Annotated in this window: 25 protein-coding genes; 15 read left to right on the top strand and 10 right to left on the bottom strand. The window is 73.8% G+C overall.

Going from position 1 to position 22449, the window contains the following annotated elements; translation table 11 throughout:
* Window positions 1-45 precede the first annotated feature (45 nt).
* On the top strand, window positions 46-1608 hold the full coding sequence (locus Q1K26_RS08060) for an alpha/beta hydrolase (RefSeq protein ID WP_300008944.1): 1563 nt from the start codon (window positions 46-48) through the stop codon (window positions 1606-1608).
* 3 nt (window positions 1609-1611) lie between these two features.
* Here the strand turns inward: Q1K26_RS08060 and Q1K26_RS08055 are convergent, their stop codons facing one another.
* Window positions 1612-2865: a D-arabinono-1,4-lactone oxidase gene (locus Q1K26_RS08055; protein ID WP_300008943.1), complete on the bottom strand. Its 1254-nt coding sequence runs from the start codon at window positions 2863-2865 to the stop codon at window positions 1612-1614.
* Between the two features lie 41 nt (window positions 2866-2906).
* Between Q1K26_RS08055 and ybeY the strand changes: the two genes are divergently transcribed.
* From ybeY to era, 4 genes are read left to right on the top strand one after another with little or no spacing between them, the layout of a single operon-like run.
* Window positions 2907-3443, top strand: coding sequence for an rRNA maturation RNase YbeY (gene ybeY / locus Q1K26_RS08050; protein ID WP_300008942.1), 537 nt, complete (start codon window positions 2907-2909; stop codon window positions 3441-3443).
* Window positions 3444-3456: 13 nt separating this feature from the next.
* Window positions 3457-4809 carry a hemolysin family protein gene (locus Q1K26_RS08045; RefSeq protein ID WP_300008941.1) on the top strand — a complete coding sequence of 451 codons (1353 nt, stop codon included), beginning with the start codon at window positions 3457-3459 and terminating at the stop codon, window positions 4807-4809.
* A gap of 24 nt (window positions 4810-4833) precedes the next feature.
* Entirely contained in the window at window positions 4834-6066 is a 1233-nt protein-coding gene (lhgO, locus tag Q1K26_RS08040) for an L-2-hydroxyglutarate oxidase (RefSeq protein WP_300008940.1), read from the top strand.
* Entirely contained in the window at window positions 6063-6989 is a 927-nt protein-coding gene (gene era, locus Q1K26_RS08035; protein WP_300008939.1) for a GTPase Era, read from the top strand. Before lhgO ends, era begins: the two co-directional genes overlap by 4 nt.
* Before the next feature lie 4 nt (window positions 6990-6993).
* Here the strand turns inward: era and Q1K26_RS08030 are convergent, their stop codons facing one another.
* Window positions 6994-7710 (bottom strand): DUF2470 domain-containing protein, encoded by a 717-nt coding sequence (locus Q1K26_RS08030; RefSeq protein WP_300008938.1) that lies wholly within the window; start codon window positions 7708-7710, stop codon window positions 6994-6996.
* A 19-nt stretch (window positions 7711-7729) separates the two neighbouring features.
* Between Q1K26_RS08030 and recO the strand changes: the two genes are divergently transcribed.
* Complete coding sequence (recO, locus tag Q1K26_RS08025) at window positions 7730-8530, top strand: DNA repair protein RecO (RefSeq protein ID WP_300008937.1); 801 nt, start codon at window positions 7730-7732, stop codon at window positions 8528-8530.
* Here the strand turns inward: recO and Q1K26_RS08020 are convergent.
* Complete coding sequence (locus tag Q1K26_RS08020; protein ID WP_300008936.1) at window positions 8485-9033, bottom strand: TrmH family RNA methyltransferase; 549 nt, start codon at window positions 9031-9033, stop codon at window positions 8485-8487. The two genes, recO and Q1K26_RS08020, sit on opposite strands and share 46 nt — an antisense overlap.
* Window positions 9000-9614, bottom strand: a complete 615-nt coding sequence (locus tag Q1K26_RS08015) for a methyltransferase (RefSeq protein WP_300008935.1) — start codon at window positions 9612-9614, stop codon at window positions 9000-9002. Before Q1K26_RS08015 ends, Q1K26_RS08020 begins: the two co-directional genes overlap by 34 nt.
* A gap of 32 nt (window positions 9615-9646) precedes the next feature.
* On the opposite strand from Q1K26_RS08015, the gene Q1K26_RS08010 reads away from it, so the two are divergent.
* A complete protein-coding gene (locus tag Q1K26_RS08010; RefSeq protein ID WP_300008934.1) occupies window positions 9647-10426 on the top strand; it encodes an isoprenyl transferase in 780 nt (259 codons plus the stop codon).
* Window positions 10423-10803: a hypothetical protein gene (locus Q1K26_RS08005; RefSeq protein ID WP_300008933.1), complete on the top strand. Its 381-nt coding sequence runs from the start codon at window positions 10423-10425 to the stop codon at window positions 10801-10803. The genes Q1K26_RS08010 and Q1K26_RS08005 overlap by 4 nt, the downstream gene beginning before the upstream one ends.
* 19 nt (window positions 10804-10822) lie before the next feature.
* Here the strand turns inward: Q1K26_RS08005 and Q1K26_RS08000 are convergent, their stop codons facing one another.
* The 3 genes from Q1K26_RS08000 to Q1K26_RS07990 form a co-directional block, all read right to left on the bottom strand.
* Entirely contained in the window at window positions 10823-11470 is a 648-nt protein-coding gene (locus Q1K26_RS08000) for a hypothetical protein (RefSeq protein ID WP_300008932.1), read from the bottom strand.
* 110 nt (window positions 11471-11580) lie between these two features.
* Window positions 11581-12009 (bottom strand): transcriptional repressor, encoded by a 429-nt coding sequence (locus Q1K26_RS07995; RefSeq protein WP_300008931.1) that lies wholly within the window; start codon window positions 12007-12009, stop codon window positions 11581-11583.
* A complete protein-coding gene (locus Q1K26_RS07990) occupies window positions 12009-12434 on the bottom strand; it encodes a metalloregulator ArsR/SmtB family transcription factor (protein WP_300008930.1) in 426 nt (141 codons plus the stop codon). The genes Q1K26_RS07995 and Q1K26_RS07990 overlap by 1 nt, the downstream gene beginning before the upstream one ends.
* A 71-nt stretch (window positions 12435-12505) precedes the next feature.
* On the opposite strand from Q1K26_RS07990, the gene Q1K26_RS07985 reads away from it, so the two are divergent.
* From Q1K26_RS07985 to Q1K26_RS07975, 3 genes are all read left to right on the top strand, one after another.
* Window positions 12506-12850, top strand: coding sequence for an antibiotic biosynthesis monooxygenase (locus Q1K26_RS07985; RefSeq protein WP_300008929.1), 345 nt, complete (start codon window positions 12506-12508; stop codon window positions 12848-12850).
* Between the two features lie 191 nt (window positions 12851-13041).
* Window positions 13042-13971 carry a hypothetical protein gene (locus tag Q1K26_RS07980; RefSeq protein ID WP_300008928.1) on the top strand — a complete coding sequence of 310 codons (930 nt, stop codon included), beginning with the start codon at window positions 13042-13044 and terminating at the stop codon, window positions 13969-13971.
* Window positions 13972-14159: 188 nt separating this feature from the next.
* Complete coding sequence (locus Q1K26_RS07975) at window positions 14160-15557, top strand: glycine--tRNA ligase (RefSeq protein WP_300008927.1); 1398 nt, start codon at window positions 14160-14162, stop codon at window positions 15555-15557.
* A gap of 66 nt (window positions 15558-15623) precedes the next feature.
* Here Q1K26_RS07975 and Q1K26_RS07970 read toward each other — a convergent pair whose 3' ends face one another.
* Both Q1K26_RS07970 and Q1K26_RS07965 read right to left on the bottom strand, forming a co-directional pair.
* Window positions 15624-16619, bottom strand: coding sequence for a hemolysin family protein (locus Q1K26_RS07970; RefSeq protein WP_300008926.1), 996 nt, complete (start codon window positions 16617-16619; stop codon window positions 15624-15626).
* Complete coding sequence (locus Q1K26_RS07965) at window positions 16616-17962, bottom strand: hemolysin family protein (RefSeq protein WP_300008925.1); 1347 nt, start codon at window positions 17960-17962, stop codon at window positions 16616-16618. The genes Q1K26_RS07970 and Q1K26_RS07965 overlap by 4 nt, the downstream gene beginning before the upstream one ends.
* Before the next feature lie 183 nt (window positions 17963-18145).
* On the opposite strand from Q1K26_RS07965, the gene Q1K26_RS07960 reads away from it, so the two are divergent.
* The 4 genes from Q1K26_RS07960 to Q1K26_RS07945 all read left to right on the top strand — a co-directional run bounded on the left by Q1K26_RS07960 (window position 18146) and on the right by Q1K26_RS07945 (window position 21645).
* A complete protein-coding gene (locus Q1K26_RS07960; protein ID WP_300008924.1) occupies window positions 18146-19168 on the top strand; it encodes an XdhC family protein in 1023 nt (340 codons plus the stop codon).
* Window positions 19169-19341: 173 nt separating this feature from the next.
* The gene (locus Q1K26_RS07955) at window positions 19342-19950 is read left to right on the top strand and encodes a YdcF family protein (RefSeq protein ID WP_300009086.1); all 609 of its coding nucleotides are present in this window, start codon (window positions 19342-19344) and stop codon (window positions 19948-19950) included.
* 2 nt (window positions 19951-19952) lie between these two features.
* On the top strand, window positions 19953-21206 hold the full coding sequence (locus Q1K26_RS07950; RefSeq protein ID WP_300008923.1) for a deoxyguanosinetriphosphate triphosphohydrolase: 1254 nt from the start codon (window positions 19953-19955) through the stop codon (window positions 21204-21206).
* A 28-nt stretch (window positions 21207-21234) separates the two neighbouring features.
* Window positions 21235-21645, top strand: coding sequence for a YccF domain-containing protein (locus Q1K26_RS07945; RefSeq protein ID WP_300008922.1), 411 nt, complete (start codon window positions 21235-21237; stop codon window positions 21643-21645).
* Between the two features lie 2 nt (window positions 21646-21647).
* On the opposite strand, the gene Q1K26_RS07940 is transcribed toward Q1K26_RS07945, so the two are convergent.
* Window positions 21648-22379 (bottom strand): HNH endonuclease family protein, encoded by a 732-nt coding sequence (locus tag Q1K26_RS07940; RefSeq protein ID WP_300008921.1) that lies wholly within the window; start codon window positions 22377-22379, stop codon window positions 21648-21650.
* Between the last annotated feature and the right edge of the window lie 70 nt (window positions 22380-22449).

Below are 22449 nucleotides of genomic sequence, written 5' to 3'. Positions count from 1 at the left end.
CCGTATGCGTTGATGCCATGCCCGTTCGCCGGGAGGATGGCGGGTGTGACGTTCCTCCACCGGGTCACCGGTTCCGTCGTGCTGGCCGGCGTGCTCCTGCTGTCCCTGGTGGCCCCGGCGCATGCCGGGCCACTGACCGGTCTGAACCCGTACCTCGCGCAGGAGTTGGCGTGGGGGCCCTGTGGCGACCTCGCCCGCACCGACCGGGACCGGGAGACCTTCGCCGACCCGCGCTACGACTGCGCCTACCTCGAGGTGCCGCTGGACTACGGCGACCCGGACGGGCAGTCCGCGCGGATCGCGATGCTGCGCCAGCGCGCTCTGGACCCGGCGGCCCGGATCGGGTCGCTGTTCGTGGACCCGGGTGGGCCGGGTGGTTCGGGCGTCACGTTCCTCCCCGCCCTGGCCGGCCTGATCGGTGACGGCGAGGTGGCGCAGCGGTTCGATCTCATCGGCTTCGATCCGCGCGGGGTGGGGGTCAGCGAGCCGGCCATCGACTGCTCCACCGACGCCGAGGTCGACGCCGAGCGTGCCGATCTCGACCTCGACACCTCTCCCGAGGGCGTCGCGCAGACCGAGGCGGAGCACCGGGACCTCGCGCAGCGGTGCGCCGACCGGATGGGCCTGGAGGTGCTCGCCAACGTCGGCACCCGGGACGTGGCGCGGGACCTGCGGCTCGCCCACGAGGTCGTCGGCGACGAGCGGTTGACCTACCTCGGCTACTCCTACGGCACGTCGATCGGGGCGGAGTTCGCCGAGCAGTTCCCCGAGCGGGTACGGGCGCTCGTGCTCGACGGGGCCGTCGACCCGTCGCTGGGGCCGGTGGAGTCGCGCACCACCCAGTCGCGCGGGTTCCAGCGGGCCTTCGACAACTTCGCCGCCTTCTGCGCGGCCCAGCCCGGATGCCCGCTCGGGAAGGACGTGCCCGCCGCCTCGGCGCGGGTCCAGGAACTGCTCAAGCCCCTCATCGAGGAGCCGGTCCCGACCCGCGACGCCGACCGCGTGCTGGGCTACAACGACGGCGTGAACGGGCTGGTGCAGGCGCTCTACGCGGAGTCGCTCTGGCCGCCGCTGCTCGACGGTCTCGTGCAGCTGACCGAGGGCGACGGCACGACCCTGCTGATCCTCGCCGACATCTACTACGACCGGGCCCCCGACGGCAGCTACGGCAACCTGCTGGAGGCCTTCCCCGTCATCAACTGCGTCGACGGTGACCGCCTCACCGGTCGGGCCGTGGCGCGGGAGATCAGCGCCACCAACCTGGAGCTGGCCCCGTTCCTCGACGCCGGCTACGGCCCGTCCGCCGCGCTGGAGCTGTGCTCGTTCTGGCCGGTGCCGCCCACCAGCGAGCCCGGGCCCGTCGACGCACCGGGACTGCCGACGGTGCTCGTCGCCTCGTCGACCGGGGACCCGGCCACCCCGTACGAGGACGGTGTCTCGCTCGCGCAGCAGATGGGCGCCCGGCTGCTGACCGTGGAGAACGACAGCCACACCGTGGTGCTGCAGGGGATCAACGCGTGCGCCGACGAGGTGACGACGCGCTACCTGGTGGACCGCACGCTCCCGGAGACCGACCCGACCTGCGCCCGGGAGGTCCCTGCCAGGTAGTGCTCACGCCGGGAGACAGCGGTCGAGCATCGCGTTGCCGAACTTGCCCGTCGGGTCCGCGGCGCGCGCCAGCTCGGCGAACGCCGGCAGCCGGGGCAGCAGCTCACGCAGCCGCTGCGGCGGGGTCGTGAAGACCTTGCCCCAGTGCGGGCGGGCGTCGAACGGGTCCAGGGCGGCCTCCACCGCGGTCACGGCCGGGGCCACCGCCGCCGCGTCCGGGACCCAGGTGAAGTGGACCGCCACGGAGTCGCGCCCGTACGCGGCGCTGAGCCACAGGTCGTCGGCCGCGACGCTGCGGACCTCCGAGACCAGCAGCACCGGGGCGATCCGCGCGGCGACCGCCCGCACCGCGCGCAGGGCCGCGACGGCCCGGTCGCGCGGCACCAGGTACTCCGACTGCAGCTCCGCGCCGCTGCTCGGGGTGAACCCGGCCCGGAAGTGCGGCAGCCGCTCGTGCCACGGCCCGGGGCGCCCCAACTGGTCGGTGCAGTGCCCGGTGGGCTCGCCGCGCGTCATGTGCCGCGGACCGGTGGCCGGGACGCCACCCATCCAGAACGGCTCGGGTGGATCGGCCGGCATCCGCCGCTTGAGCCAGACCTGGTCGAACACCTCGCGCTCCCAGTGGGTGAACGCGCTCACGCTGTAGCCCTCGGCGAGCAGTTCGGGCAGGGCGTCGAAGCCGTGGAACGGGATGTCGAGCATCACCCACTGGGCGATGTCGAACGCCGCGACGGTGTCCAGCGTGACCGCCGCGACGACGCCGAGCGCGCCCACCGACACCGCCGCGCCCGGGAAGTCGGGATCGCCGCGGCGCACGGTGCGCAGCGAGCCGTCGGCGGTGACCAGCTCGACGGCCGACACCGCGGTGGCCAGCACCCCGTTGGCGTCGCCGGAGCCGTGGGTGCCGGTGGCGCACGCGCCCGCCACCGAGATGTGCGGGAGCGAGCCGAGGTTGGGCAGGGCGCGTCCCGCGGCGTGCAGCGCCCGGGTGACGGCGACGTAGGCCATCCCGGCGGTCACCGTGGCGAGGGCCCCGTCGACGACGACCCGGGGCGGGAGCCCGGCCACCGAGACCAGGTCGCCCGTGGTGTCGGCGACGGGCGAGAACGAGTGGCCGGTGCCCAGCGCCCGGATCCGGTCGCTGCCGGCCACCAGGTCCTGGAGCTGCTCGACGGTGCCCGGCCGGTGCAGCCTGCCCGCCGAGAAGACGACGTTCCCGGCCCAGTTCCTGGTCGTCGTGCTGCGCGTGTCGGTCACCGCGGGGAAGCTACCCGCGTCCACCGACTACGCTGGCCGCCGTGTCCATCGAGGTCAACAACGAGTCCGGGGTGTCGGTGGACGCCGCCCTCATCGCGTCCGTCGCGCGGTTCGCCCTCGACGCGCTGCACGTCAACCCGGCGGCCGAGCTCTCGATCATCGCCGTGACCGAGGAGGTCATGAGCGAGCTGCACGAGCGCTGGATGGACGAGCCCGGGCCCACCGACGTCATGTCGTTCCCGATGGACGAGCTGATGGAGACCTCGCGCCGCCCGGACGCCCCGGAAACCGGCCCGGAGCTGCTCGGCGACATCGTCCTGTGCCCCGACTTCGCCCGCGCCCAGGCCCGCACCGCCGGACACCAGCTCTCCGACGAGCTGCACCTGCTCACCGTGCACGGCGTGCTGCACCTGCTGGGCTACGACCACGGCGAGCCGGAGGAGGAGCGGGAGATGTTCGGCCTGCAGTCCCGGCTGCTCGCCACCTGGCGCAGCTCCCGCGAGGAGGCCGCGGCCCTGGCCGCCCGGCGCCGCGGGGACTCCGCCGTGCTCGGCGCGGCCGGCCTGGAAGAGTCGTGAAGAGCGGGGATCCGTGAACCTGGGGCTGATCATCGCCGCCGTGGTGCTGGTGCCGCTGGCGGGACTGTTCGCCGCCGCCGACGCCGCGCTGCTGTCGGTGTCCCGGGCCCGGGTCGAGGCACTCGTGCGCGCCGGGCGGCCGGGCGCGCGGGCGCTCGCCGCGGTGGTGGCCGACCGGCCCCGGCACGTCAACCTGCTGATCCTGCTCCGGCTGGCGGCGGAGACCGCCGCCACCGTCATCCTCGCGCTCGCGCTCGACCAGGCGATCTCGCCGCCGTGGCTGGCCGGCCTGACCGCCGGGGCGATCATGCTCGTGGTGTCCTACGTGCTCGTGGGCGTCGGGCCGCGCACGCTGGGCCGCCAGCACCCCTACCGCGTGGGGATGCTGATCGCGGCCCCGATCCGGGCGCTCGCGTCGCTGCTGGGCCCGCTCACCTCGCTGCTGATCCTGGTCGGCAACGCGATCACGCCGGGGCAGGGCTTCCGGCAGGGACCGTTCTCGTCGGAGGTCGAGCTGCGCGAGCTCGTCGACATGGCCAGCACCACCGGCGTCGTCGACGAGGACGAACGGCAGATGATCCACTCGGTGTTCGAGCTGGGCGACACGCTCGTGCGCGAGGTGATGGTCCCGCGCCCGGACGTCGTGTGGACCGAGCGGGACACCCCCGTGGAGAAGGTGCTGCGGCTGGCGCTCAAGAGCGGGTACTCGCGGATCCCCGTGCTGGGCGAGAACATCGACGACATCGTCGGCGTCGCGTACCTCAAGGACCTGGTGGCCGCGGACCAGGCCGGGGACGCGGTCCTCACCGCCGTCATGCGCCCGCCCGCGTTCGTCCCCGACAGCAAGCGGGTGGACGAGCTGCTCAAGGAGATGCAGGCGCAGCGCAGGCACATGGCGATCGTCGTCGACGAGTACGGCGGCACCGCGGGCGTCGTCACGATCGAGGACATCCTCGAGGAGATCGTCGGCGAGATCACCGACGAGTACGACGCCGAGGAGGTCCCCGACGTCGCACCGCTCGACGGGGGACGGGTGCGCGTGGCCGCGCGGCTGCCCGTCGACGACCTCGCCGAGCTGTTCCCCGGTGTCGACGGCGAGGCGGGCGAGCTCAGCGAGGCGCTGGAGAGCGCCGACGTCGAGACGGTCGGCGGGCTGCTCGCGCAGCGGTTGGGGCGGGTGCCGCTGCCCGGTGCCGTCGCGGAGGTCGCGGGGCTGCGGTTGCTCGCGGAGGGCGGCAAGGACGCCCGGGGGCGCATCCGGATCACCACCGTACTGGTCGAGGAGATCGGGCCCGGCGAGGAGATCGGGCGCGACCACGAGGACGCCGAGGGCGTGGAGGAGAACGATGTCCGAGCTCGACACTGACGCGGTGCTCCGGGAACCGTCGTCGTGAGCACGCCCGCGTACGACGTCGTGGTGGTCGGCGGGGGCATCGTCGGCCTCGCCACCGCGCACGCGGTGGCCCGCACCGGACGCTCGGTGGCCGTGGTCGAGCGCGAGCCGCGCCTGGCCGAGCACCAGACCGGCCACAACTCCAATGTGATCCACTCCGGGCTGTACTACGCGCCGGGCGGGCTCAAGGCGCGCCTGGCGGTGGCCGGCTGCGCGGAGACCGTGGCGTTCTGCCGCGAGCACGACCTCCCGCACGAGGTGTGCGGCAAGCTGGTGGTCGCCACCGAGGCCGACGAGCTGCCGCGGATGGCTGAGCTGGTGCGGCGCGGCGCGGCCAACGGCGTCGAGGTGCACGAGCTCGACCGGGCCGGGATGCGCCGGCACGAGCCGCACGTGCGCGGGATCGCCGCGCTGCACGTGCCCTCCACCGGCGTCACCGACTACCGCGCGATCGCCGAGAAGCTCGGCGAGCTGGTCGGCAAGGAGGGTGGGGAGGTGCACCTCGGACGCACCGTGACCCGGATCGTGCGCCGCGCCGCGGACGTCGTCGTGCGCACCTCCCGGGGCGACCTGCTGGGCACCCAGGTCGTGGTCTGCGGCGGGCTGCGCTGCGACGAGCTGGCGATCGCGTCCGGGGCCGACCCCGGCATCCGCATCGTCCCGTTCCGGGGCGAGTACTCCGGCTTCTCCGACCGGGCCGCGGCGCTGGTCAGGGGCCTGATCTACCCGGTACCGGACCCGGCGTTCCCGTTCCTGGGGGTGCACGCCACGCGCGGCATCGACGGGCACGTGCACGCCGGGCCGAACGCGGTGCTTGCGCTGGCCCGCGAGGGGTACTCCTGGGGCGCGATCAGCCCCGGGGAGTTCCTCTCGACCGTCTCGTACCCGGGAACGCTGCGGATCGCGCGGCGGCACTGGCGCTACGGGTTCGGCGAGATGCGCCGTTCCCTGTCCCGGAAGGCCATGGTGAAGCAGATCCAGCGGATGCTCCCCGACGTCGCGGCGTCCGACCTCCACCCGGCCGGGGCCGGGGTGCGGGCGCAGGCGGTGAAACCCGACGGCACGCTCGTCGACGACTTCCTGTTCGTCGGTCAGGGTTCGGGCGAGGGGAGCGTCCTGCACGTCCTCAACGCACCCAGCCCCGCCGCGACCGCCGCCCTGCCGATCGGTCGGGAGATCCTCGAACGGCTCACCGGCGACCGCATCGCACCGCTGGGGGTCTCCGCATGACGTTCGCCACCGTGCCCGACGGGTTCCGGTCCGGGTTCGCCTGCTTCGTCGGCCGGCCCAACGCCGGCAAGTCGACGCTGACGAACGCGCTGATCGGTTCGAAGATCGCGATCACGTCGAGCCGCCCGCAGACCACGCGCCACGCCATCCGCGGCATCCTGCACCGCCCGGACGCGCAGCTGGTCGTCATCGACACCCCGGGCCTGCACAAGCCGCGCACGCTGCTGGGGAGCCGGCTCAACGACGTCGTCCGCGAGACCTGGTCGGAGGTCGACGTGATCGGCTTCTGCGTGCCGGCCGACGTGCCGGTGGGCCGCGGCGACGAGTTCATCGTCAACGAGCTGCGCAACGTGGCCGAGCGCACGCCGGTGATCGGCGTCGTCACCAAGACCGACCTGGCCGAGCCCGAGCAGATCGCCACCCGGCTCACCGAGCTCTCCGCGTTGATGGACTTCGCGGAGATCGTGCCGTGCTCCGCGCGCGACAGCTTCCAGACCTCGCTGGTGGCCGACCTGCTCGTCGCCCGCCTGCCCGAGGGCATGCCGATGTACCCCGACGGCGACCTCACCGACGAGCCGGAGGAGACGCTGGTCGCCGAGCTGATCCGGGAGGCCGCGCTGGAGGGCGTGCGCGACGAGCTGCCGCACTCGATCGCCGTGGTCATCGAGGAGATGGGGCCGCGCGAGGGCCGCCATCCCAAGGCCGAGCCGATGCTGAACGTGATGGCGCACATCTACGTGGAGCGCTCCAGCCAGAAGGGCATCGTGATCGGCAAGGGCGGGGAGCGGCTGCGGCAGGTCGGCACCGACTCCCGCCGCCAGATCGAGGCGTTGCTGGGCACGAAGGTGTTCCTCGACCTGCACGTGAAGATCGCCAAGGACTGGCAGCGCGATCCGCGGCAGCTGCGCAGGCTCGGCTTCTGAACGCTCAGGTGGCCCGGGCGCCGCGCACCAGGTCGACCATCGCGGCGCGCACGGCGTCGGGGGTGTCGGCGGGGGCGGGGAAGGCCAGGCGCAGGGTCTCGCCGCCGGTGCGGACGGTGAAGCCGTAGCGGTCGACGCCGGTCATCACGGCCGCGGTGGCGGCGGGCCGCTCGCCGTACACGTGGCAGAACGTGACGAGGGCGTCGGCGTGGTCGTCGTTCATGTGCTCGACGATCCGGGCCACGTGCGGGACGAGCGGGTCGGGGGCCGCGGCGGCGTACTCCTGCGCCCGCACCCAGCTCATGTGCGCGAACCCGCCCACGAACCGCACGGCGGTGACGTCCATGCGGTAGATCCGGAAGCCGTGGTCGGTGGACAGCACGGCGTTGCCGTGCACGGCCCGGTAGGCCTCCAGCCCGGCCGCGCGCTCGTCCTCCGGCGGCTGGGCCACCGGCCCGACCAGCGTGACGCGGGACAGGGCCAGCGGATCACCGGGGTCCTGCTGCGCCACCAGCAGCGAGGCGCGGGGGTCCGCGGTGAGGTTGCCGGTGTGCTCGGCCAGGTCGCTGAGCAGCAGCAGCGGCCGCCCGGTCGCGTCGACGGCATGGCTGACGACCGAGCCGAACGGGAACCCGCCCCGCCCGATCGTCGACAGCGACCCCGTGTGCACCGTCGCCGCGAGGGTTCGTCCGAGCTCGGCGTCGGTGGGCTGGGTCTGCACGGTACTAGTCTCCAACACCGTGGCCCTCTACCGCGACACCGGTGTGGTGCTGCGGGTGCACAAGCTCGGCGAGGCCGACCGGATCGCCACGATCCTCACCCGCCGGCACGGCAAGGTCCGCGCGGTCGCGAAGGGCGTGCGGCGCACGCGATCGCGATGGGGGTCGCGGCTGGAGCCGTTCAGCCACGTCGACGTGCAGTGCTACACGAGGTCCGGGGCGATCTCGGGCCGCTCCCTGGACGTCGTCACCCAGGCGCAGACCGTCGACGCGTTCGGCACCGGGATCATCGAGGACTACTCCCGGTACACGGCGGGCTGTGCGGTGCTGGAGACGGCCGACCGGCTCGTGGCCGAGGAGGGCGAGCCGGCCCTGCGGATGTACCTGCTGGTGGTGGGCGCGATCCGGGCGCTGTCGGCACGGGAGCGGGACTCCTCGCTCGTGCTCGACGCGTTCTTCCTGCGGGCGATGACCCACGCCGGCTGGGCGGTGGCGATCACCGAGTGTGCGCGGTGCGCCGAGCCCGGCCCGCACGCGGCGTTCAACATCGCCGCCGGGGGAGCGGTGTGCCCCCGCTGCCGCCCGGCCGGGTCGGTGCGGCCCTCACCGGAGACCTACCGCCTGCTCGACGCCCTGCTGCACGGCGACTGGGACACCGCCGACGCCGCGGGCCCGGCCACCCGCCGCGACACCAGCGGGCTCGTCGCCGCGCACCTGCAGTGGCACCTGGAGCGCCAGCTGCGGTCGCTGCCGCTGGTGGAGCGCACCCGCGCCGTCTACTCCTCCGACGGATCGCCCCCCGGGGACCGCGCCCACTCCTGACGCCGCACCTCGTAGGCCGCGATGGTGACCGCCGAGGCCACGTTGAACGATCCGACCTTGCCCAGCTGCGGGATGTAGCCCAGCGCGTCGCAGGCGGCGATCATCTCCGACGACATGCCCCGCGCCTCGTTGCCGACGGCCACGCACACGTCGCGGTGCAGGTCCAGCTCGTGCAGCGGGGCGGAGGTGTCGGTCAGCTCGAGGCCCACCACGAAGTAGCCGTCGGCATGGGCCGCGTCGACGGCCTCGCGGATCGTGGCGCAGCCGCGCACCTGCAGGTAGCGGTCGGTGCCCATGGCGAGTTTCTGCGCCTTGGGCGTGGTCGGGTCCGCGGACCGGCCGATCAGGTAGAGGTGGTCGACGCCCAGCACCGCGGCCGAGCGCACGATCGCGCCCACGTTGAACGGGCTCTCCACGTCCTGCAGCATCAGCGCCACCTGCATGGTCGCGCGGCGCCGCCACGTGCGGTTCAGCCGCTTGAGGGCGGTACCTCCGAGCTGCACGACACCTCCAGCACCCGGTATCCCTGCACCGACACCAACCTCGTCGTGGGCCAGCCCGACGCGCTGAGCCAGTCGGCGAACGAGTCCGATCCCAGGTGCTTGTGCACCACCAGGTACGCCCGTCCCTCCGGCGCGAGCCGCGGAAGCCACCGCTGCATCAGCGCGTGCAGCGCCGCCTTGCCCGAGCGGATCGGCGGGTTGGAGTAGATGCCGGCGAACTCCAGGTCGTCGGGCACCTCCTCGGGGCGGGCGACGGTGACGTTGCCCAGGTCCGCCGCGTTCTCGCGGGTCAGGGCGAGCGCCCGGTCGTTGACGTCGACCGCCCACACCGGCAGCCGCCTGCGGCGCGTGGCCAGTGCCAGCGCGATCGGGCCGTAGCCGCAGCCCAGGTCCAGCAGCGGGCCCCGGCGCGGCGGCATCGGGGCGTGCTCCAGCAGGATCCGGGTGCCACGGTCGACGCGGCCCCCGGAGAACACGCCCGCGTCGGTGGCCAGCGTGAGGTCGAGATCGGGCAGGTGCAGCCGCACCGAGTCCGGGCGGCTCGGCGTCGACGGGGCGGGCGAGAAGTAGTGCTCCTGCACGCCGGTCAGTATCCCCTCGTAGGGTTCCGGGCGTGGTCTCCCCCCCGCCCCCCCACCCGTCGGGCGCCCGCCCCCCGGCGATCCCGCGCGAGCTCGTGCCGCACCATGTCGCGCTCGTGATGGACGGCAACGGTCGCTGGGCCAACGCGCGCGGCCTGCCGCGGATCGAGGGGCACCGCCGCGGCGAGGCGTCGCTGATGGACGTCGCGCGCGGCTGCATCGACATCGGCGTCCGCTGGCTCTCGGCGTATGCGTTCTCCACGGAGAACTGGAAGCGCAGCCCCGACGAGGTGCGCTTCCTGATGGGCTTCAACCGCGACGTCATCCGCCGCCGGGTCGACGAGATGCACGAGATGGGCGTGCGCGTGCGCTGGGCGGGGCGCCGGCCGCGGCTGTGGCGCAGCGTCATCAGGGAGCTGGAGGTCGCGGAGGAGAAGACCCGCGACAACGACGTGCTCAACCTGACGATGTGCGTCAACTACGGCGGCCGCGCCGAGATCACCGACTCGGTCCGCCAGATCGCCCAGCTCGTCGCCGACGGTCGCCTCAAGCCGGGGAAGATCGACGAGCGCACCATCGCCCGCCACCTCGACGAGCCGGACATGCCCGACGTCGACCTGTTCGTGCGGAGCTCGGGGGAGCAGCGCACGTCGAACTTCCTGCTGTGGCAGTCGGCGTACGCGGAGATGGTCTTCCTCGACACCCTGTTCCCCGACTTCGACCGCCGCCACCTGTGGCAGGCCGTGGAGATCTACGCCCGGCGCGACCGCCGCTTCGGCGGCGCGCTCGACACCCCGGAGTCCGCCTCATGAGCCTCGCCGTCGCGCAGCGGGCGCTGGAGAACTACCACGACGTCACCGTCGACGACGACGGCTCGCTCACCTTCGCCCACGGCGGCGTGCTGTGCGTCGTGCAGGGCATGGACCTGGAGGAGGGCCTGCCGGTGCTGAACCTGATGTGCGTGGTGGCCTGGGACCTGCCGCTGGAGCAGGACGTCCCCACGCGCATCGCGCTCGGCGCGGGCGAGGGCCTGTTCGGCACACCGAAGGTGATCCGCGGCGAGGTCGGGTGGGACGTCACCCTGCGCTACGCGTTCCCGGCCTCCGGGCTCGACGAGAAGGCGATGGGCACGCTGCTCATGCTCGTCGTGAGCAGCGCGTCCAGCCTGCGGGCGGAGCTGACCGGCTAGTTCCTCGACACGGCGCTGGCTACACCTCGGCGAGGTGCACCAGCGGCAGGGAGTTGAGCTGTAGCTTGCTCATCTCCCGGGCCACCCCGAGCACCTTGTTCTGGGCCTCCTGCATGCGGCCGTCGATCAGGCCGGACAGCGAGTAGGCGACGCGGCCCAGCAGCCGCACCGTGGTGTCGTCGACGATCGGGCGCGGCGAGGAGACCACGGCGACGCCCATCAGGTCGCCGTCGTTGGACTGCGCCGCGCCGATCGTGAACGCCTCACGCGGGTTGACGTGGCGCGAGGCGTAGTGGTCGCGCAGCTTCTTGAGCATGGCGTGCAGATCGGCCGAGGACAGCTCGCCCGGCAGCTCGATGGCGGCGACGTCCTCGTCGGTGAGGATGCCGATCCGCCCGGAGAAGCAGCGGGTGTAGCCGATCAGGGCGCCGGTCCACAGGGCCTCGACCAGCGCGTCGTCGGTCTGGACCTGCACCGGACCGCTGTCCGGGCCGCTCAGCGCGGTGACGAGGTGTTCGCAGCAGCGCAGCACGTACTGGAGGTCCTCGAACACCGAGGCGAGCGTGGCCAGCTCGGTGGTCTCGGGGGCGTCGAGCTTGCGGACGGCGTTGGGGGCAGGTGCCGCACCGTCCGTCCCCGACTCGCCGTTGGTACCGGGCTCAGACATACGTACGTTCCCCTCGCTGCGGTGCGTCAGAAGCCGCACGTTAACGCCCGATCGCCGATCCGGATGACTCGATCTGAGACGCCGGTCTCACCCGCGGTCGCGGCGGCGTGTCAGCCGCACTCCCGGCACAGCCCGAAGATCTCCGCGGTGTGGCTCAGCTCGGAGAACCCGTGCTGCTCGGCCACCGCCTTCGCCCAGCTCTCGACGGCCGGGCCCTCGATCTCCACGGTGGCGCCGCAGCGGCGGCACACCAGGTGGTGATGGTGGTGTGCGGACTCGCAGCGGCGGTAGACGGCCTCGCCGGACGCGGTGCGCAGCACGTCGACCTCACCGCCGTCGGCGAGGGTCTGCAGCGTGCGGTAGACGGTGGTCAGGCCGATCCCGTCGCCGCTGCGGCGCAGCTCCTCGTGGATCTCCTGCGCGGAGCGGAAATCGTCGAGGCGGTCGAGCAGCGCGGAGACGGCCGCCCGCTGCCGGGTGGCCCGCACGACCCGGGTTGCCGGTCCATGATCGGTGTGCCCGTCGATCTGCTGGGCCATCAGTCCTCCTCCACGTGGGCGACCGCGTCCACGACGATGTGCGCGAGGTGGTCGTCGACGAGGGAGTAGACGACCTCGCGTCCGTGCCGGTCGCCGTGCACCACGCCCGCGGCCTTGAGTACCCGCAGGTGCTGGCTGATCAGCGGCTGCGTGACGCCGAGCGCGTCGACGAGATCGTGGACGCAGCGCGCGGACTCCAGCAGCTGCAGCACGATCGCGATCCGCACCGGGGCGGCGAGGGCCCGCAGCAGGTCGCCCGCCGCGGCGAGCGTGCGCGGCGTGCGGACCGGCCCCGGGGCCACGGCCGCCCGGCCCTCGGCGTGGTGGGTCCCGTCCGCCTGGTTCGCCCTGCTCGTGTCGCCGGTTCCGTCCGTCTCGACCGCCATCGCCTCCCCGGCGGCTCCCGCACCCGCGACGATCGACATCCGTGTCTCCGATCCCGGGGGCGTCGGCCGCCCCCGCGCCCCCATCGTAGGCGTCGGTAGATTGCGGAGCCGTGCTGCTCGTGTGCCGCTTCGCGGTCGATCCCGCCGACGCCCCGGCGTTCCTCGCCCGCGGGCGACGGGCGCTGGAGCTGCTGACCGCCTCCGAGGGGGCACTGGACGGCCGGCTCGGTCGTGCCGTCGACGACCCCCGTACCGGTGGTTCGGCACAGCGCTGGGTGCTGGTCGTCCGCTTCACCTCGGTGGACGCCTACCGGCGTGCGCTGTCGCCGTTCCCGGTGCGCGAGCACGTGGTCCCGTTGCTGTCGCAGGCACTGGCCGACGAGCCCGCGACCTACGAGACGCTGGTGGACGCGTCGGCCGGCGCGGCGACCGGGCACCCCAGCCTGCGCACCTGACCGGCCGGGCCCCGCGCGCCGAGCCGGGTTGCGCGCGCCGAGCCGGGTCTCGCGGGGCGTCGGCGGCGCGCGAGGGCCGGTCGGGCGCGCGAGCCGTGGCGTGGTGCGGCGGTTGTCCCCATGTCCGGACGCCCATCCACAGATCGGGCGGCGGGGTGTCGGCCGGCCCGGATCGGCTGCAGTCTCGACCCATGGGAAACGGATCAGGCGGGCTGATGCTCCGCTCGCACCTGCTCGCGAGCGGCTACACCGACGACGAGACGCGCCGGCTGGCCCGGCGGCTGGTCGCGGTGCGGCGCGGGGCGTACGTCGAGCCCGACGACGAGCGGTTGGGCACGCCGGAGGCCCGGCACCTGCTCGCGGTCCGGGCGGCGGTGGCGCAGCTCGGGCCCGGCACGGTGGTCAGCCACGTGTCCGCGGCCGTCGTGCACGGGCTCGCGGTGTGGGACGTGCCGCTCGACCGGGTGCACGTGACGCGCCGAGGGCGATCGGGTGGGCGGCGCAGCCGGCATCTCCACCTGCACGTCCTGCCGCTCGAGCCCGACGACATCGTCCTGGTCGGCGGGATCGCCGTCACCTCGGTCGCTCGCACCGTCGCCGACCTGGCCAGGGTGCTCCCGTTCGAGCAGGCGGTCGTGGTGACCGACAGCGCGCTCCACCTGGCCCGCAGGTCGGGCCAGGGCGGGCGGCACGGGGATCTGGCGGCCGCGCTCGCCCGGTATCCGCGCCGCCACGGTGGCGCGGCGGCCGGCCGGGTGCTCGGCTTCGCCACCGATCTGGCGGAGAGCGTGGGGGAGTCGCGCAGCCGGGTGGCGATGGCGGCGGCCGGGCTCCCGGCGCCCGCGCTGCAGGTGGTGCTGCACTCCACCGAGGGCCGGTCGTTGGGTCGGGTCGACTTCTGGTGGGAGGAGCACCAGGTCGTCGGCGAGTTCGACGGTCGCGTGAAGTACGGGGGGCTGTTGCGGCCCGGGCAGAGCGCGGGTGACGCGGTGTTTGCGGAGAAGGTCCGCGAGGACGCGATCCGGCAGCCCGGCCGCCGCGTGGTGCGGTGGACGTGGGCGGAGCTCGCTCCGTTCGACGGCGTCGCGCGCGGGTTGCGGCGGGCGCTCGGTCCGGGCTGAGCGCCTGCATCCCGGGTTTCGCGCGCCGAACCGGGTTCCGCGCGCGGCCGGCGCTCCGCGAAACCCCGGTGGGCGCGCGAACGCCCGCTCGGTGCGCGAGACCCCGGTGGGCGCCTTGTCGGAAGCCGGTTCCGGGTGGTCGCTACCCTGAGCCCTTCCGTTCTACCTTCGGAGTTCCAGGAGTACCCGTGGCCAGCACGCCGTCATCCGCCAAGATCGAGACAATCGTCGCGCTCGCCAAGCGCCGCGGGTTCGTCTTCGCCTCCGGCGAGATCTACGGCGGCACCCGGTCGGCGTGGGACTACGGGCCGCTGGGCGTGGAGCTCAAGGAGAACGTGAAGCGGCAGTGGTGGCGCAACATGGTCACCGGCCGTGAGGACGTCGTGGGCATCGACAGTTCGGTGATCCTGCCGCGCCAGGTGTGGGTGGCGTCCGGGCACGTGGGCGTGTTCACCGACCCGCTGGTGGAGTGCCGCAGCTGCCACAAGCGCTTCCGCGCCGACCAGCTCGCCGAGGAGTACACCGAGCGCACCGGCAAGCCGGCCGGGGAGGACGACCTGTCCGACGTGCCGTGCCCGCACTGCGGCACCCGCGGCCAGTACACCGAGCCGCGCGACTTCAACATGATGCTCAAGACCTACCTCGGCCCGGTGGAGTCCGAGGAGGGGCTGCACTACCTGCGCCCGGAGACCGCGCAGGGCATCTTCGTCAACTTCCTCAACGTGCAGACCACGTCGCGCAAGAAGCCGCCCTTCGGCATCGGTCAGATGGGCAAGAGCTTCCGCAACGAGATCACGCCGGGCAACTTCATCTTCCGCACCCGCGAGTTCGAGCAGATGGAGATGGAGTACTTCGTCGAGCCCGGCACCGACGAGGAGCTGCACCAGTACTGGATCGACCAGCGCACCGACTGGTACGTCGACCTGGGCATCGCGCGCGACAACCTGCGGCACTACGAGCACCCGAAGGAGAAGCTCTCCCACTACTCCAAGCGCACCGTGGACGTCGAGTACCGCTTCGGGTTCCAGGGCCAGGAGTGGGGCGAGCTGGAGGGCATCGCCAACCGCACCGACTTCGACCTGACCACGCACTCGAACCACTCGGGCGCGGACCTGTCGTTCTACGACCAGGCCACCGGGCAGCGGTACCGGCCGTACGTGATCGAGCCCGCGGCCGGGGTCGGCCGGTCGATGATGGCGTTCCTCGTCGAGGCCTACACCGAGGACGAGGCACCCAACGCCAAGGGCGGCGTCGACAAGCGCGTCGTGCTGCGCCTGGACCGCCGCCTCGCGCCGGTGAAGGCCGCGGTGCTGCCGCTGAGCCGCAACGCCGACCTCTCGCCCAAGGCTCGCGACCTCGCCGCGCAGCTGCGCCGGAACTGGAACATCGAGTTCGACGACGCGGGCGCCATCGGGCGCCGCTACCGCCGCCAGGACGAGATCGGCACCCCGTTCTGCATCACCGTCGACTTCGACACGCTGAGCGACCAGGCCGTGACGATCCGCGAGCGCGACTCCATGGCGCAGGAGCGGGTGGCGCTGGACCAGGTCGAGGGCTACATCGCGAGCCGGCTGATCGGCTGCTGAGCCACCCCGACGGCGAACGAACGGCACTCCCGTCCACCAGGAGCGGACGGGAGTGCCGTTCGTCGCTCACGCCGGTGCGGGCAGCAGCCGGTCCAGCAGGTCCTGCAGGGTGACCAGGCCGAGCAGCTCGCCGCCGGAGTCCACCAGCGCCAGGTGGTTGCGCCGCTCGCGCATGGCGCGCAGCGCGTCGTGGATGGGCGTCTCGGCCTGCAGCGTCGGCACCGGGCGCATGAGGTCGGCCGCGGTGGTGCCGGCGGGAGCGGCGAGTGCGTCGCGGACGTGCACGACTCCCACCGGCCGCTCCCCGTCGGTGACGACGAGCCGCAGGTGCCCGCTGGCGCGCGAGACCGCCCGGATCTCCTCGACGTCCGCCGTGCGCGGCACGCCGACCAGCTCGTCACGGGGGCGCACGATCTCGCGCAGCGGTGCGCGGTCCAGGTCGAGCGCGCTGAGGATCTGGTCGCGCTGCTCGACGTCCAGCGTTCCGGTGTTGGCCGAGTGGTCCACCAGCTCGCGCAGGTCCTCGGAGGTGCGCCCCTCGCCGAGCTCGTCCACCGGCTCGACACCCACCCGGCGCAGGCACCAGTTGGCCATGCCGTTGAGCGCCACCAGCAGTGGCCGGGTGAGCACCATGAACCCGCGCATGGGGAGCGCCAGCATCGTGGCCGAGCGCTCGGGGTGCGCGATGGCCCAGGACTTCGGGGCCATCTCGCCCACCACCAGGTGCAGGAACGTGACGACGACGAGGGACAGCACGAAGGCGAGCACGCTCGCCACGCCCTCGTTCAGCCCGCCGAACAGCGGCGCGAGGATCTCCTCCACGGCGGGCTTGCTCACGGCACCGAGGCCGAGCACGCACAGCGTGATGCCCAGCTGGGAACCCGCGAGCAGCAGCGAGAGGTCCTTCGCGCTCCTCAGCGCGGCCCGGGCCGCGGCGCTGGTCTCCGCGGCCTCCTCCAGCCGGTAGCGCCGCGCCGCGACGAGCGCGAACTCGATGGCGACGAAGAACGCGCTCAGGGCGACCAGCGCGACGGTGACCCACAGCGAGACGGCGACGCTCACGCCGACACCTCCGAGCCGGCCGGGTCGTCGGCCCAGGCGAGCCGGACGGTGGCCGGCACGCGCCGCTCCACCGTGCAGACGGTGACCGACAGGCGCCGGTCACTGGCCCGCAGGTCGACGGTGTCGCCGACCTCGGGCAGCTTCTGCAGCCGGTCGATGACCAGACCGCCGATGGTGTGGAACTCGCCGTCGGGCAGGTCGGTGTCGATGAGCCGCTCCACCTCGTCGATGTTGTAGGTGCCGGGCACGGTCCACTCGCCGTCGCCGACGCGGATGGCGTCGCGGCCCGCGGGGTCGTGCTCGTCGGTGATCTCGCCGATCAGCTCCTCGGCGATGTCCTCCATGGTGACGACGCCGGCGAGGCCGCCGTACTCGTCGACGACGCAGGCGAACTCGTCGCCTGCCTCGCGCAGCGCCGCCAGCACGGCCGGCAGCGGCAGCGACGCGGGGACCATGACGGCCGGCCGGGCGGCGTCGGCCACGCGGACCCCGCTGAGGTCGCGCCCCTCCAGCTCCAGCACGTCGCGCAGGCAGATCACGCCGACGACATCGTCGGCGCCGTCGCCGAGCACCGGCAGCCGGGAGTGCCCCGACGCCATGATCGCGACGAGGTCGGCCACGGTCTCGTCGGCCTGCACCGAGGCCACGCGCGGGCGGGGGATCATCGCCGCGCGGGCGGTGCGGTCGGTGAAGTCGAGCACGCGGTCGAGCAGGACCGACAGCTCCTCGTCGATGTCGCCGCTGTCGCGGGACTCGTCGACGATGGCCTCCAGGTCGCGCGGGGTGGCCGAGTGCTCCACGTCGTGCACCGGCTCGATCCGCAGCGCCCGCAGCAGCAGGTTCGACGCGGCGTCGAAGATCCGGATGAGCCAGCCGAACAGGCGCAGGTAGATGCCGGTGGACAGCGCCAGCGCGCGGGCCACCGGCTCGGGCCGGGCGATGGCGAGGTTCTTCGGGAACAGCTCGCCGAACACCATCTGCACGACGGTGGCGAACAGCAGCGCGAGCACGGTGCCGATCGCGATGCCGACACCGGTCGGGATCCCGACGCCGCCGAGCAGGGCGCCGACGCTCTCGCCGATCAGCGGCTCGGCCACGTACCCGACCAGCAGGCCGGTGACGGTGATGCCCAGCTGCGCGCCGGAGAGCATGAACGAGGTGCGGTCGGTGATGGTCAGCGCCCGCTTCGCGCCGGCGTCACCCGCACTTGCGCGGGCCTTGAGCCGGGAGCGGTCGACGGCCATGTAGCCGAACTCCTGGGCGACGAAGTAGCCGGTCAGCGCGGTGATCGCGACCACGACGAGTACGCCGAGCAGGAGGGAGAGGACGGTAGAGACGATCATGTGCACCGCCCTGCGAGGGCGGTGCACGTACTATCGGACGGGTCCATGGTTCCTTATCCGTGAGGGGCCCGAGCCGGGCTCGTGTCGCCCGGTTCAACGACGCGGCTGCGGCGGGGGTTCCCGGATCCGCGCGCGATCACCCGCCACGATACGGCCCCGGCGTTCCGTCGCTACCCTGGACACGTGACCGCTCCCGACGCCACCTCACGCCTCCGCGACCTCGGCGGTGCCCTGCGCCGCTTCGCCGACGAGGGCGACGTCGGCGTGGTGCGGGTACTGGAGCGCCACGGATTCGGCACCGTCGAGAGCGGGCAGCTCGTCGTCGGGTCCACCGGCGGGGCGCTCGCCGGGATCCTCTACCGCGGCGCGCTGGACGACTCGGTGCGCCCGCTGGCCGCCGCGTCGCTGGCGGCGCCGCAGTCGCGCGACGCGCACGTCACCGAGCCTGCCGCGCTCGAGGCCGGCCTGGCCTGCGCCGGCGGGGCCACCCTGCTCGGGCACCCGCTCCCGGCCGGGCACGCCCGGGCGCTCGGCGCGGCGCTGGAGTCCGGGCTCCCCGCGGCGCTGGTGTCCACCGCGGACGGCTCCGCCGCGGTCGTGCTCGCCGGGCCCGAGCTGGTCACGGTCACCGGCTCGCTGGGGTCCCCCGAGCTGGACGAGGCCGCGGCGACGGCGGCCCGCACCCTGCTGCGCCGCGGGGCCACCGTCACCGAGCAGGTGCCCACCGAGCGCGGCGACCTGCTGCTGGACCTGTGGGTACCCGTGCCCTCGGTGCTGGTCGTGGGTGCGGGGGCGATCGGCGACGCCGTGCTCGCGCAGGCCGCGCTGCTGGGCTGGGGCGGTCGCACCGAGCGCGACCTCGACGCCACCGTCGCCGCCGTGGAGGCCTTCTCCGACGCCGACGTGCTGGTGCTGCTCGACCACGACCCCGCCTTCGACGCCGCGCTGCTCGCCGGGATCCGGCACGGCCGCGGCTTCCTCGGTGCGCTCGGTTCGCGCCGCACCCAGTCGGCGCGCCGCGAGCGGCTGCTGGCCGCGGGCCTCACCGAGGACGAACTGGCCCGGGTGCGCGGCCCGGTGGGCCTCGACATCGGCGCCCGCACCCCGGCCGAGACGGCCGTGTCGATCGTGGCGCAGGTGGTGGCCGCCCGGTCCGGTCGGGCCGGCAGCGCGCTGGCCGCGGCGGAAGGCCGGATCGGCGGATGACGAACGCCGACCGGCCGACGCGGCGGCTGCGCGGGCCGCTGGGTGTGGCCGAGGCGCCGACCGTCCCGGCCCGGCGGTCCCCGGGTTCGGCAGGTGAGCGCCGCCCGCCCCGCTCCGCCGGTCCGGCCCGCTCCGCCCGTCCGGTCCGGACCGCGCGCACCGGGCACGGCTGGGTGTTCCGGCTCGTCGCCGGGGCCCTGCTGGTGGCGGCGCTGATCGCGGGCGGCACCGCGTTCCGGGTGTGGCAGGTGGCTCGGGTGGACGATCGCCGGCCCGTCGACGCGGTGGTGGTGCTCGGCGCCGCGCAGTACGACGGCGAGCCGAGCTCGATCTTCTCGTGGCGGCTGCGGCACGCCCAGGTGCTCTACGAGGAGGGCCTCGCGCCGCTGATCGTCACCACCGGCGGGGGGCGGGCCGGGGACGCCACCACCGAGGCCGACGCCGGGCGCGCGTACCTGATCGACCGCGGCGTGCCGGCCGACGCCGTCGTGGCCGTCGGGGAGGGCTCGGACACCCTCGGCAGCGTGGCGGCCGTGGCCGACGTCGCCGAGGACGGCGGCTGGAACAGCGTCCTGCTGGTCAGCGACCCGTGGCACTCGCTGCGTGCCCGCACGATGGCCCGTGACGCCGGGCTCGACGCGTGGACCTCGCCGACCCGCAGCGGCCCCGTCGTCCAGACGCGGGAGACCCAGTTCCGCTACATCCTGCGCGAGACCGCGGCGCTGCTGTTCTACCGCCTCACCCACGCCTCCGTCGACACGGACACCTCCGGGCTCGGCTGAGCATGTACAGCGCGCACGACCGGGAACGGGTCGCCCCCGAGCCGTTCAAGCGGGGCTCCGAGCGGCGCAGCCCGTTCTCGCGGGACCGCGCTCGCGTGCTGCACTCGGCGGCTCTGCGCCGGCTGGCCGGCAAGACCCAGGTCGTCGGGCCGGGGGAGGGCGCGGAGATCAGCGGCATCCCGCGCACCCGGCTCACCCACTCGTTGGAGGTGGCGCAGATCGGGCGGGGGATCGCCGAGGAGCTGGGCTGCGACCCCGACGTCGTCGACACCGCCGGGCTCGCGCACGACATCGGGCATCCGCCCTTCGGGCACAACGGCGAGGTGGCCCTCGACGGGTTCGGCGCGGCGTGCGGCGGCTTCGAGGGCAACGCGCAGACGCTGCGGATCCTCACCCGGCTCGAGCCCAAGATCGGCGACGAGGTCGGCTCCAGCGGGCTCAACCTCACCCGCGCCACCCTCGACGCGTCGAGCAAGTACCCCTGGACCCGCCGCCCCGGGATGGTCAAGTACGGCGCCTACGCCGACGACGCCGCCGTGTTCGCCTGGATCCGGGAGGGCGCGCCCGAGCACCGGTGCTGCCTGGAGGCACAGGTGATGGACTGGTCCGACGACGTCGCCTACTCGGTACACGACGTGGAGGACGGGATCCTGTCCGGGCGCATCGACCTCGCCGTGCTCGGGTCCCCCTCGGAGCGGGCGGCGCTGGCGGCCACGGCCGCGCGGGCGTTCGGCGCCGATCCGGCGGCCCTGCTGGAGGCCGGTCAGGCGCTGGTCGCACTGCCCGTCGTCGACGCGGTGCGCGGCTTCCGGTCGGTGTCCGCGGCGACCTCGGCCCACGTCGCGCTCAAGCGCCTGACCAGCGATCTCGTCGGGCGGTTCGTGCTGGCCGCGGTGGAGGCCACCCGTGCCGTGCACGGTGAGGGGACGCTCACGCGCTACGGCGCGGATCTCGTCGTGCCCCCCCTGGCCGCCGCCGAGGTGGCGCTGCTCAAGGCCGTGGCGCTGCACTACGTGATGAGCGACCCCGCGCGGCTGGCGATGCAGGCCCGGCAGCGGGAGCTGATGGCCGAGCTGGGTGCCGCGCTGCTCGCCGGTGCGCCCGGCACGCTCGACCCCGTGCTCGCCGAGGACTGGCTCGCCGCCCACGACGACGCGGCGCGGCTGCGGGTCGTCGTCGACCAGGTGGCGGTGTTCACCGACCAGCAGGCCGTCTCCCGGCACGCGGCGCTGTGCCGGACGCCCGCCGCCCGCTGATCGCCGCGGAGCCGGGCATAGTGGGTACATGCGCACCGTCGGCAACGTCCTGTGGTTCCTGCTGGCCGGGTGGTGGCTGGCGATCCTCTACGCGGTGGCGGGGGTCATCGCCTGCGTGCTGATCATCACCATCCCGTTCGGCATCGCGTCGTTCCGGCTCGCCGGGTACGCGCTGTGGCCGTTCGGGCGGCGCGTCGTGGTGCACCGCGGCGCCGGGGTCGCCTCCCTGCTGGGCAACGTCATCTGGATCGTGCTGTTCGGGTGGGAGCTGTTCCTCGCGCACGTGCTGGCCGGGCTGCTGCTGTGCGTCACGATCATCGGCATCCCGTTCGGGGTGGCGTCGTTCAAGATGGCCGGGCTGGCGCTGATCCCGCTGGGCACCCGCGTGGTCGACGTGGACGCGCCGGTCGAGCCGGGCGGGCGCACCGTCGCCGTCTAGTGTCACCCGGTGAGGCCGGACGGCACGGTCGAGGCGGGCAGCGGCTCACCCGGGCAGGCGCGCAGCACCCGCGCGATCGCCTCGGACTCCGCCGCGGTGACCCACAGGCCGTACTTCGCCTTCACCGCGACCTGCCGGGCCACGTAGGCGCAGCGGTAGCCGCGTGCGGGCGGGAGCCAGGTGGCGGCGTCGCCGTCGCCCTTGGAACCGTTGGTGGGCCCGTCGACGGCGAGCAGGTTCAGCACGTCGTTGGCGAGCAGTTCGCGGACGTCGGCGTCGAGCTGCTGCGCGCCGGTCTGCCAGGCGTTGGACAGCGCGACGACGTGGTCGATCTGGACGTCGGCGCTGGTGTCCTGGCCGCGCAGGAACGGCACGCCCTCTCCGGTGTAGGGGTCGAGCAGCGCTCCGGACAGCACCACGCAGTCCCGGGTGCCCGGCCGGAACTCCACGGCGGTGAGGTCGCGGGCGAGCACCTGGTTGCGCTGGTCGCAGCCGTCGCGGTCGACATCGGCCCAGCGCTGGCCGAACCGGTCGCGCTCGTAGCCGGTCTTCGGCGCGCGGCCCTTCACCGGCAGCGTGGCGAGCGCGGCTGCGGCGTCGCCGGTGGGGGTGGGGACCGGACCGACGGTGATCTCGCCGAGATCGGGGAGGTCGAGGGCGGGGACGTCGATCGCGGTGCAGCCGCACAGGAGCAGCACCGCCGCGAGGATCGTCACGAGCAGGGGTCGGCGCACCCCCACAGGATGCCGGGTGCCCGCGCGTCGGGGCCGGGGGGCACGCCGTCGCGCCTCCGGCACGCGACTC

Origin of the sequence: Pseudonocardia sp., from assembly GCF_029263155.1 — a bacterium.
Lineage (GTDB): Bacteria > Actinomycetota > Actinomycetes > Mycobacteriales > Pseudonocardiaceae > Pseudonocardia.
Note: the sequence above shows the minus strand (reverse complement) of the source record. Positions and strands in the feature narration are given on the sequence as shown.